Genomic DNA, 9,597 nt, shown 5'->3' with positions numbered 1-9,597 from the left:
TGCCGGATCACCCGCTGCTGCGACGGACCGTTCGGCGCCGTCAGCCCGTTGGACGCACCGTCCTGGTTGACGGCGGAGCCCCTCACGACGGCCAGTATGCGGCGGCCGTTGCGCACCGCGTCCGAGAGCTTTTCCAGTACGACGACGCCGACGCCCTCCGACCAGCCGGTGCCGTCGGCGTCGTCGGAGAACGCCTTGCAGCGGCCGTCGGCGGCGAGGCCGCCCTGGACGTCGAAGCCCTCGAAGGCGGCCGGGGTCGTCATGACGGTGACACCGCCGGCCAGCGCGAGTGAGCACTCGCCGCTGCGAAGCGCCTGCGCCGCCAGATGGAGCGACACCAGCGACGACGAGCAGGCCGTGTCCACGGTGACCGCCGGGCCGACCAGGCCGAGGACGTAGGCGACTCGGCCGGAGATCACGCTGGCGGCGAGGCCGGTGCCGGCGTGTCCGGACAGGTCCTCCTTCGCGGTGTGCACGAGCCGGACGTAGTCCTGGCCGTTGGTTCCGACGAACACGCCGGTCTGGCTGCCGCGCAGCGAGACCGGGTCGATACCGGCCCGTTCGAACGCCTCCCAGCCGGTCTCCAGCAGTAGCCGCTGCTGCGGGTCCATGGCCACGGCCTCGCGCGGGCTGATGCCGAAGAAGCCCGGGTCGAAGCCCCCGGCGTCGTTGAGGAAGCCGCCGCGGCCCTGGATCTCCCAGCCGCGGTCGGCGGGGAACGCGGAGATGGCGTCGGTGCCGGAGGCGACCAGCTCCCACAGCTGCTCCGGGGCCTGGACGCCGCCGGGGAAACGGCAGGCCATGCCGACCACGGCGACCGGCTCGTGGCGTCCCGACTCGGCCTCGTCGAGACGCCGCCGGGTCTCGTGCAGGTCAGCGGTGACGTACCTGAGGTACTCGACGAGTTTCGCTTCGTCCGGCATGGTCGATGCCCTTTCCTCGGTGGGAGATCGGTGGGGGAGGTGCGACCGGTTCAGCGGTCGGTGGGGCGGCCGATCTCGCTGTCGATGAAGGCGATGAGGTCTTCGGCGCTCGCGGCGCCGAGGCGCTCGCGCACGTCGTCGTCCGCCGCCTGGCGTTCGCCGCCGTCCTCGGTGAGCCGGGCGAGCAGGGCCCGTAGCCGGGCGGCGGTGCCGGTCCGGGCGGCCGGGTCGAGGCCGTCCGCGGCGAGCGCGCCGGCCAGGGCGGTGTCCAGGCGGTCGAGTTCGGTGTGCAGGGCAGTCGATGGTGATGTCCGGCCACGGCCGAGTCGCTCGGCGAGATGCTCGGCGACGGCCAGGGGTGTGGGGTGGTCGAAGACGAGGGCGGCGGGCATGCGCAGGCCGGTGACGGCGGCGAGCCGGTTGCGCATCTCCACGGAGGTCAGGGAGTCGAAGCCGAGCCGGGAGAACTCCTCCTCGACGCCGATCTGTTCGGGAGTGTCGTGGCCGAGCACGCTCGCGGCCTCGGCGCACACCAGGTCGGTGAGGTGCCGGGCACGGTCCTGTGGGCGCAGTCCGTCGAGGCGGGCGGTGAGTTCGGCGGCACGGTTGCGGCCGACGGCGGTGCGGCGTCCGCCGATCAGCCCGCGCAGGACGGGCGGCACCGGTCCGGCGAACGGCAGTGCCGCGCCGGTGCGGGCGGCGGTGCGCATCAGTACGGGCCGCGCGTCGTCGCGGGCGGTGGCGGCGTCGAACAGGGCGAGGCCCAGTTCTGGGGCGAGGGGCGGGGTGCCGGAGCGGTTCATGCGCCGGATGTGGTCCTCGCTCAGCCCGCTGGTCATGCCGGAGGCGTACGCCCAGGGGCCCCAGGCCAGCGAGTGGCCGGGCCGTCCGGTCGCGGCGCGGTGCTGGGCGAGGGCGTCGAGGAAGGCGTTGGCCGCGGCGTAGTTGGCCTGGCCGGGACTGCCCACGACACCGGCGGTGGAGGAGTATGTGACGAACGCGTCGAGGTCCAGGTCGAGGGTGGCCCGGTGCAGATGCCAGGCGGCGTCGGCCTTGGGCCGCAGGACGGCGTCGAAGCGGTCGGGGGTGAGGGCGTCGAGGACGCCGTCGTCGAGGACGCCGGCGGTGTGCACGACGGCGGTCAGCGGGTGCTCGGCAGGGACTCCGGCGATGAGGGCGGCCACGTCCTCCGGGTCGCCGATGTCGACGGCGGCCAGGGTCACCCGGGCGCCGTGGGCTTCGAGTTCGGTGCGCAGCTGAGCGGCGCCGGGGGCGTCGGGGCCGCGCCGGCCGGCCAGCAGCAGGTGGCGTATGCCGTGGGCGGTGACCAGGTGCCGGGCGAGGATCCGGGCCAGGCCGCCGGTGCCGCCGGTGATCAGTACGGTGCCGTCGGCGCGCCAGCGGGCCGGTCCGGCGCCGGGCGTGGCGGCGGCGTCGGGCACGCGGGCGAGCCTCGCCACGCACACGCATCCGTCGCGCACCATGAACTGCTCCTCGTCCGTGTCCGGCAGGGCGGGCAGCACGGCCGTGGAGGACGCGCCGCCGTCGACGTCGACGAGGAGGAACCGGCCGGGGTGCTCCATCTGCGCGGACCGCACCAGGCCCCAGACGGCCGCGGCGGCCGGGTCGGTGATCTCCGCGCCGTGCGGTGCGACCGCGCCCCGGGTGACGAACACCAGGCGGGTGCGGGCGAACCGGTCCTCGGCGAGAAACTCCTGCATCAGCGTCAGCGCGCGGTGCGTCAGATTGTGGACCGCCCCGACGGCGTCGTCGAGCCGGCCCGCGAGCGGGACGGCGATCGTCCGCACCTGCGCGTCGTCACCTTCTCGCAGCTCGGCTAGGGACTTCACTGGTACCGCGAGCGAGCCGAGGGCGACGGCCGGGCCGGTGTCGTCGGGCCCGAGCACGTACCAGGGGACCGGCTCGGCGGGGGCGGCCGGGACGGGCCGCTCCTCCCAGTCCAGGTGGAACAGGGAGGTGCGCAGGTCGGGTCCGGCGGCGGGGGCGTCGGCGCGGCGCTCCGCGGGGCGCAGGACCACGGCGCGGGCGGTGAGCACGGGCGCGCCCGAGGGGTCGGCGGCGGCTAGTTCACGCGTGTCGCCGCTGCCGGTGAGCCGTATGCGCAGTTCGGTGGCCGATACGGCGTGCAGGGACACCTCGCTCCACCGGACGGTGAGCAGCCGTTCGGGATCCGTCTCCTCGGCCCCGGTGACGAGGTGCGCGGCGTGCAGGGCCGCGTCCAGGAGGACCGGGTGCAGTGCGAACCCGGCGTGTTCGCCGGCCTCCTTGGGCAGGGCGACCTCCGCGTACAGGTGGTCGCCGTGCCGCCAGGCGGCACGCAGGGCGCGGGCGGCGGGGCCGTGCTCGACACCGGCGTCGGCGAGCCGTTCGTACAAGTCGTCGACGGCGAGTTCGCTGGCGTCGGGCGGCGGCCACTGGCCGGCGGCGAAGCGGGTGGAGTCGGGGGCCGGTTGCTCGGGCGTGAGACGCCCGTGGGCGTGCTCGGTCCATTCGGCGTCCGGTTCGTGGGCGGGCCGGGTGTGGCACCACACGGGCCGGGCTCCGTCGTCGTCCAACGCGCCGACCCTGAACTGGAGTTGCAGCGCGCCCTGGTCGGGCACGAGCACCGGCTCGGTGAGGGTGAGGTCGGCGACGTGCGGGGTGTCGACCCGGTCCCCGGCGCGTACGGCGGCCTCCATCAGGGCGGCGGCGGGCAGCCGAACCGCGCCGTCCACGGCACTGCCGTCGAGCCAGGGGTGCAGTGTGCGCGACACGGTACCGGTGAGCACCAGTTCACCGGCCCCGGCGACCGGCAGTGCGGCGCCGAGCAGGGGGTGGTCGGTGGCGGCGAGCCCGAGTCCGGTCGCGTCGGCCGAGCGCAGGGAGGCGGTGGGCCACAGCCGGCGCCGCTGAAACGGATAGGTCGGCAGGTCGGGCAGGCGCCGGGCGCCCGTGTCGGCGTACAGGGCCGTCCAGTCGACGGTGACGCCCTGGACGTGGAGGGCGGCGAGCGCGCTCACCACCACCGCCTCCTCGGGGCGATCGCGGCGCAGCAGCGGTACGGCGACGGCGGTCTCCGGTGCGAGGTCGGCGACGAGGGAGGTGAGGCCGCCGTCGGGGCCGATCTCCAGGAAGGCGCCGGCGCCGGTGCGGGCGAGCGTCCTGACCGCGTCGGCGAAGCGGACCGTGTCCGTCAGGTGCCGCACCCAGTACTCGGGCGAGGCGAGTTCGTCGCCGGCCGGGGCGCCGGTCACCGCGGACACGAAGGGGATGCGGGGCCGGTGGTGGGTGAGGGTGGCGGTGACGGTCCGGAAGTCGTCGAGCATCGGATCCATCAGCGGCGAGTGGAAGGCGTGGGAGACCTCCAGCCGGCGGGTTTGACGGTCACCGAGCCGGCCGAGGACGGTCTCGACGGCGGACTCGGCGCCGGACAGCACCACCGCCGAGGGGCCGTTGACTGCGCCGATGGCCACCTCATCGGTGAGGAGGGGCCGTACCTCGTCCTCGGTGGCGGTGACGGCCACCATGACGCCACCGGGCGGGAGTTCGCCCATGAGGCGGGCACGGGCGGTGACCAGGGCGCAGGCGTCGTCCAGGGTGAGGATGCCCGCGACGTGGGCGGCGGCGATCTCGCCGACCGAGTGTCCGGTGACGTATCGCGGCGTGACGCCCAGGGATGCGACGAGGCGGTGCAGGGCGACCTGGAGGGCGAACAGGGCGGGCTGCGCGTTCTCGGTGCGGCGCAGCGCCTCGGGGTCGTCGCCCCAGACGATGTCCCGCAGGCCGGGTGGGAGGTGGGTGAGCACCTCGTCGAAGGCGTCGGCGAACACGGGGAAGCGGTCGTACAAGTCCCTTCCCATGCCGGGTCGTTGGGTGCCCTGGCCGGAGAACGCCAGGGCCGTGCCGCGTTCGGTGGCGGTGCCGTGGACCGTCTCGCCGTCGGCGAGGAGCACCGCGCGGTGGGCGAAGTGCGAGCGGGCGGACAGGGAGCGGCCCACGTCGAGCGGGTCGCGGCCGCGTGCCCAGGCGGTCAGCGCGGCGACCTGGGCGTGAAGGGCCTCTTCGGTGCGGGCGGACACCGGCCACGGGTCGACGGCGGGTGTGAGGACGGGAGTCTCCGGCTCCCGCTCCGGCGCGCCTTCGAGGACGACGTGGGCGTTGGTGCCGCTGATTCCGAACGCGGAGACGGCGATGCGCGGCGACCTGCCCGTCTCGGGCCACTCGGTGGTCTCGGTGAGCAGGGACAGGGCGCCGGAGGACCAGTCGATACGGCTGGAGGGCGGGTCGGCGTAGAGGGTGCGCGGCAGCCGGCGGTTGCGCAGCGCGAGCACGGACTTGATGACGCCGGCGACTCCGGCGGCGGCCTGTGTATGGCCGACGTTGGTCTTCACCGACCCGAGCAACAGCGGCCGTTGCCGGTCCCGGCCGTAGGTGGCGATGAGGGCCTGGGCCTCGATCGGGTCGCCCAGCCGGGTTCCGGTGCCGTGTGCCTCCACGGCGTCCACGTCGGCAGGGGTGAGCCCGGCGCCCGCGAGGGCCTGGCGGATGACGCGCTGCTGGGAGGGGCCGTTGGGGGCGCTGAGCCCGTTGGAGGCGCCGTCCTGGTTGACCGCCGAGCCCCGCACGACGGCCAGCACCTCGTGCCCGTTGCGTACGGCGTCCGACAGCCGCTCCACGACCAGCATGCCGATGCCCTCGGACCACACGGTGCCGTCGGCGTCGTCGGAGAACGCCTTGCAGTGGCCGTCCGCCGCGAGGCCGCCCTGGATGCTGAAGCCGACGAAGCTGACCGAGGTGGTCATCACGGTGACACCGCCTGCCAGGGCGAGTTCGCACTCGCCGCCCCGCAGTGCCTGGCAGGCCAGGTGCAGCGAGACCAGGGAGGAGGAGCAGGCGGTGTCGACGGTCAGGGCGGGGCCCTCCAGGCCGAACACATAGGCCAGCCGGCCGGAGATCACGCTGGCGGCGAGGCCGGTGCCGAGGTGGCCGCCGATGTCCTCGCGGGCGCGGGTGGCGAGGTGGACGTAGTCCTGGCCGTTGGTGCCGACGAACACGCCGGTGCGGCTGCCGCGCAGGGCGTCCGGGTCGAGTCCGGCGCGTTCGAACGCCTCCCAGCCGGTCTCCAGCAGTAGCCGCTGCTGCGGGTCCATCGCGAGCGCCTCGCGGGGGCTGATGCCGAAGAACGCCGGGTCGAAGTCGGCGGCGTCGTACAGGAATCCGCCGCGGGTGGTGGCGCTGCTGCCGGGGCCGGTGCCATGCAGGGTGTCGAGGTCCCAGCCGCGGTCGTCCGGGAAGGGGCCGGTGCCGTCGCGGCCGTCGAGCATCAGCTCCCAGAACTCCTCGGGGGTGCTGACGTCTCCGGGGAAGCGGCAGGCCATGCCGACGATGGCCAGCGGCTCGTCCTGGGCCGGACGGGCGGCCGGTTCGGCGATCCGGTCGGCGGCGCCGACGCCGTCGTCGAGTAGTTCGGTCAGCAGGTGGGCGGCGAGCCTGCGCGGGCTCGGGTAGTCGTAGACCAGGGTGGCGGGCAGCTGGAGTCCGGTGGCGGTGGACAGGCGCCTGCCGAGTTCCACGGCGGTGAGCGAGTCCATGCCCAGTCGGCCGAACTCGTGGTCGGGGTCGATCTCGTCGCGGTCCCGGTGGCCGAGCACGACGGCCGTCTCGGCGCGCACCAGCCCCAGCAGATGCCGCTTGCGCTCCTCCGGGCCGAGGGCGGCGAGCCCTTCGCCGGCCGCGGGGGCGGATTCGGTGCGGGGTTCGGGCGCGGCGAGGGGGCCGCCGTCGGGCCAGTACCGCTGCCGCTGGAAGGGATATGTCGGCAGTTCCACACGGCGCGCGCCGGTGCCGGCGCACAGGGCGCGCCAGTCGACGGGGACGCCGGCGACGTGCAGCGTGGCCAGCGCGCCGACCACGGCCTCCTCCTCGCCCCGGTCGCGGCGCAGCATCGGGGCGGCGACGGTGTCCCGCGGGCCTGCGGCGAGGACGAGGCCGCTGAGCACACCCGTCGGGCCGACCTCCAGGAAGGCCCCGGCACCGGCCGCGCGCAGCGCGTCCACCGCGTCGGCGAACCGCACGGTGTCCCGGGCGTGCCGCACCCAGTACTCCACCGAGCACAACTCCTCCGGCTCGGCGATCCGGCCGGTGAGGGCCGACGCCACGGTGATCCTGGGTGCGTGGAACTCCAGCCGGGCGAGGGCCTGCCGGAAGTCGTCCAGCATCGGCTCCATGAGCGGGGAGTGGAAGGCGTGACTCACCGCGAGGCGGGTGTGCCGCCGCTCGCCGAGGGCCGCCACGACGGCGCTCACCTCGTCCTCGGCGCCGGAGACGACGACCGCGGTCGGGCCGTTGACCGCCGCGAGCGACACGCCGTCGGTGAGCAGCGGCCGCACCTCGTCCTCGGCCGCCTCGACCGCGACCATGACACCGCCGGTCGGCAGGGCCGCCATCAGCCGGCCCCGCGCCGCGACCAGCGCGCAGGCGTCCGCCAGGGACAGGACCCCTGCCACGTGGGCGGCGGCCACCTCACCGACCGAGTGCCCGGTGACGTGGGCGGCGGTGACGCCCCACGACTCCAGCAGCCGGAACAGCGCCACCTCTACGGCGAACACCGCGCACTGCGCGTGGTCCGTGCGGTTGAGCAGCGCCTCGTCCGTGCCCCACATCGCGTCCCGGACCGCAGGGTCGAAGTGGCCGAGGACCTCGTCGAGAGCGGTGGCGAACCGAGGGAAACGGGCGTGCAGTTCACGGCCCATGCCGAGACGCTGGCTGCCCTGGCCGGGAAAGACGAGGGTGAGGGGGCGGTCGGCGGCCAGTCCGCGCGCGAGTTCCGTGCTGCCGTCGGGGTGCAGGACGGCACGGTGTTCGAGGGCGGCGCGGGCGGCCAGGGTCCAGGCCACGTCACGCGTGTCGAGCCCGTCGGCGGCCGACCTGATCCGCGCGATCTGGGCGTCCAGGGCGGCTTCGGTGCGCGCGGAGACCACCCACGGCAGCAGCGCGGTGGCCGGGGCGCGGTTCGGCTCGGCCGCGGTGGGCGGCTGTTCGAGGAGGACGTGCGCGTTGGTGCCGCTGATGCCGAACGAGGACACCCCGGCCCGGCGCGGGCGGCCGGTGTCCGGCCAGGGGAGGTTCTCGGTGAGCAGCCGCACGGCGCCGCTCGACCAGTCGACGTGCCGGGACGGCGGGTCGGCGTGCAGGGTGCGTGGCAGGACGCCGTGCCGCATCGCCATCACGGTCTTGATGAGTCCGGCGGCGCCCGCGGCGGCCTGCGTGTGGCCGAGGTTGGACTTCACCGAGCCCAGCAGCAGCGGCCGTTCGCGGTCCTTGCCGTAGGTGGCCAGAAGGGCCTGCGCCTCGATCGGATCACCGAGAGTCGTGCCGGTGCCGTGCGCCTCCACGGCGTCCACGTCGGCCGGCGTGAGCCCGGCGCCCGCCAGGGCCTGGCGGATGACCTGCTGCTGTGAGGGGCCGTTGGGTGCGGTGAGCCCGTTGGAGGCGCCGTCCTGGTTGACCGCCGAGCCCCGCACGACGGCCAGCACCTCGTGCCCGTTGCGTACGGCGTCCGACAGCCGCTCCACGACCAGCACGGCGACCCCCTCGGACCAGCCGGTGCCGTCGGCGCCGTCGCCGAAGGCCTTGCAGCGGCCGTCCGTGGCGAGCCCGCCCATGCGGGAGAACCCGGCGAAGCCCACCGGCGTGGACATCACGGTCACCGCGCCGACGAGGGCGAGAGCGCACTCGCCGCCGCGCAACGCCTGCCTGGCGAGGTGCAGCGCGACGAGTGAGGACGAGCAGGCGGTGTCGACGGTCAGCGCCGGGCCCTCCAGGCCGAACACGTACGCCAGCCGCCCCGAGGCGACGCTGGTGTTGAGGCCGGTGGTGGCGTGGGCCTCGACGTCCACGGAGGACTGCATGACGAGGGTGCCGTAGTCCTGGCCGCTGAGGCCGACGAAGACGCCGGTGCGGCTGCCGCGCAGGCTGTGCGGGTCGATGCCGGCCCGTTCGAGGGCCTCCCACGCGGTCTCCAGGAGGAGCCGCTGCTGCGGGTCGGTCGCGACGGCCTCGCGCGGGGAGATCTCGAAGAACGCGGCGTCGAACTCGCTCGCGCCGCGCAGGAATCCGCCGGCCACGCCGTCGGCCGAGGCGACGCCGGTGTGCTTCTCCCAGCCCCGGTCGTCGGGTATGCCGGAGATGGCGTCGCCGCCCGCCGCGACGAACTCCCACAGCTCCTCCGGCGAGGTGATACCGCCGGGGTAGCGGCAGGCCATGCCGACGACGGCGAGCGGCTCGTCCGTGACGGAGGCGCCCGATGCGGCGGGCGCGGGGGCTTCGCCGACGACGCCCTCCTCGACGAGTTCGCCGAGCAGGTGGACGGCGAGGCGGCGCGGGGTGGGGTGGTCGAAGACCAGCGTGGCGGGCAGTTGCAGGCCGGTGGCTCCGGCCAGGCGGTTGCGCAGCTCGACCGCGGTCAGCGAGTCCACGCCGAGCCTGCGGAACTCGTGGTCGGCGTCGACCGCCTCGCCGGTGCCGTGGCCGAGCACGCCCGCGGCCTCGGCCCGCACCAGTTCGACGAGGTACCGGCGCCGTTCGTCGGCGGGCAGTGCCGCGAGCCGGTCGACGAGCGCGCCGCGCGTGACGGTCCCGCCGCCCGCGCTGCGCCGTCCGGGCCGGACCAGGC

The 9,597-nt window shown here is 75.1% G+C and carries 1 protein-coding gene and 1 pseudogene; both read right to left on the bottom strand.

Annotated elements, in window-relative coordinates; translation table 11 throughout:
- Positions 1 to 977: beta-ketoacyl synthase N-terminal-like domain-containing protein (locus LJ221_RS21365; RefSeq protein WP_374228525.1), on the bottom strand; the 977-nt coding region annotated here is incomplete at its 3' end.
- Positions 974 to 9,580, bottom strand: a pseudogene (locus tag LJ221_RS21360) (type I polyketide synthase); the annotation flags it as partial. The gene LJ221_RS21365 and the pseudogene LJ221_RS21360, both read right to left, overlap by 4 nt.
- Positions 9,581 to 9,597 lie beyond the last annotated feature (17 nt).

The organism is Streptomyces sp. CNQ085, from assembly GCF_022614595.1.
Lineage (GTDB): Bacteria > Actinomycetota > Actinomycetes > Streptomycetales > Streptomycetaceae > Streptomyces.
Note: the sequence above shows the minus strand (reverse complement) of the source record. Positions and strands in the feature narration are given on the sequence as shown.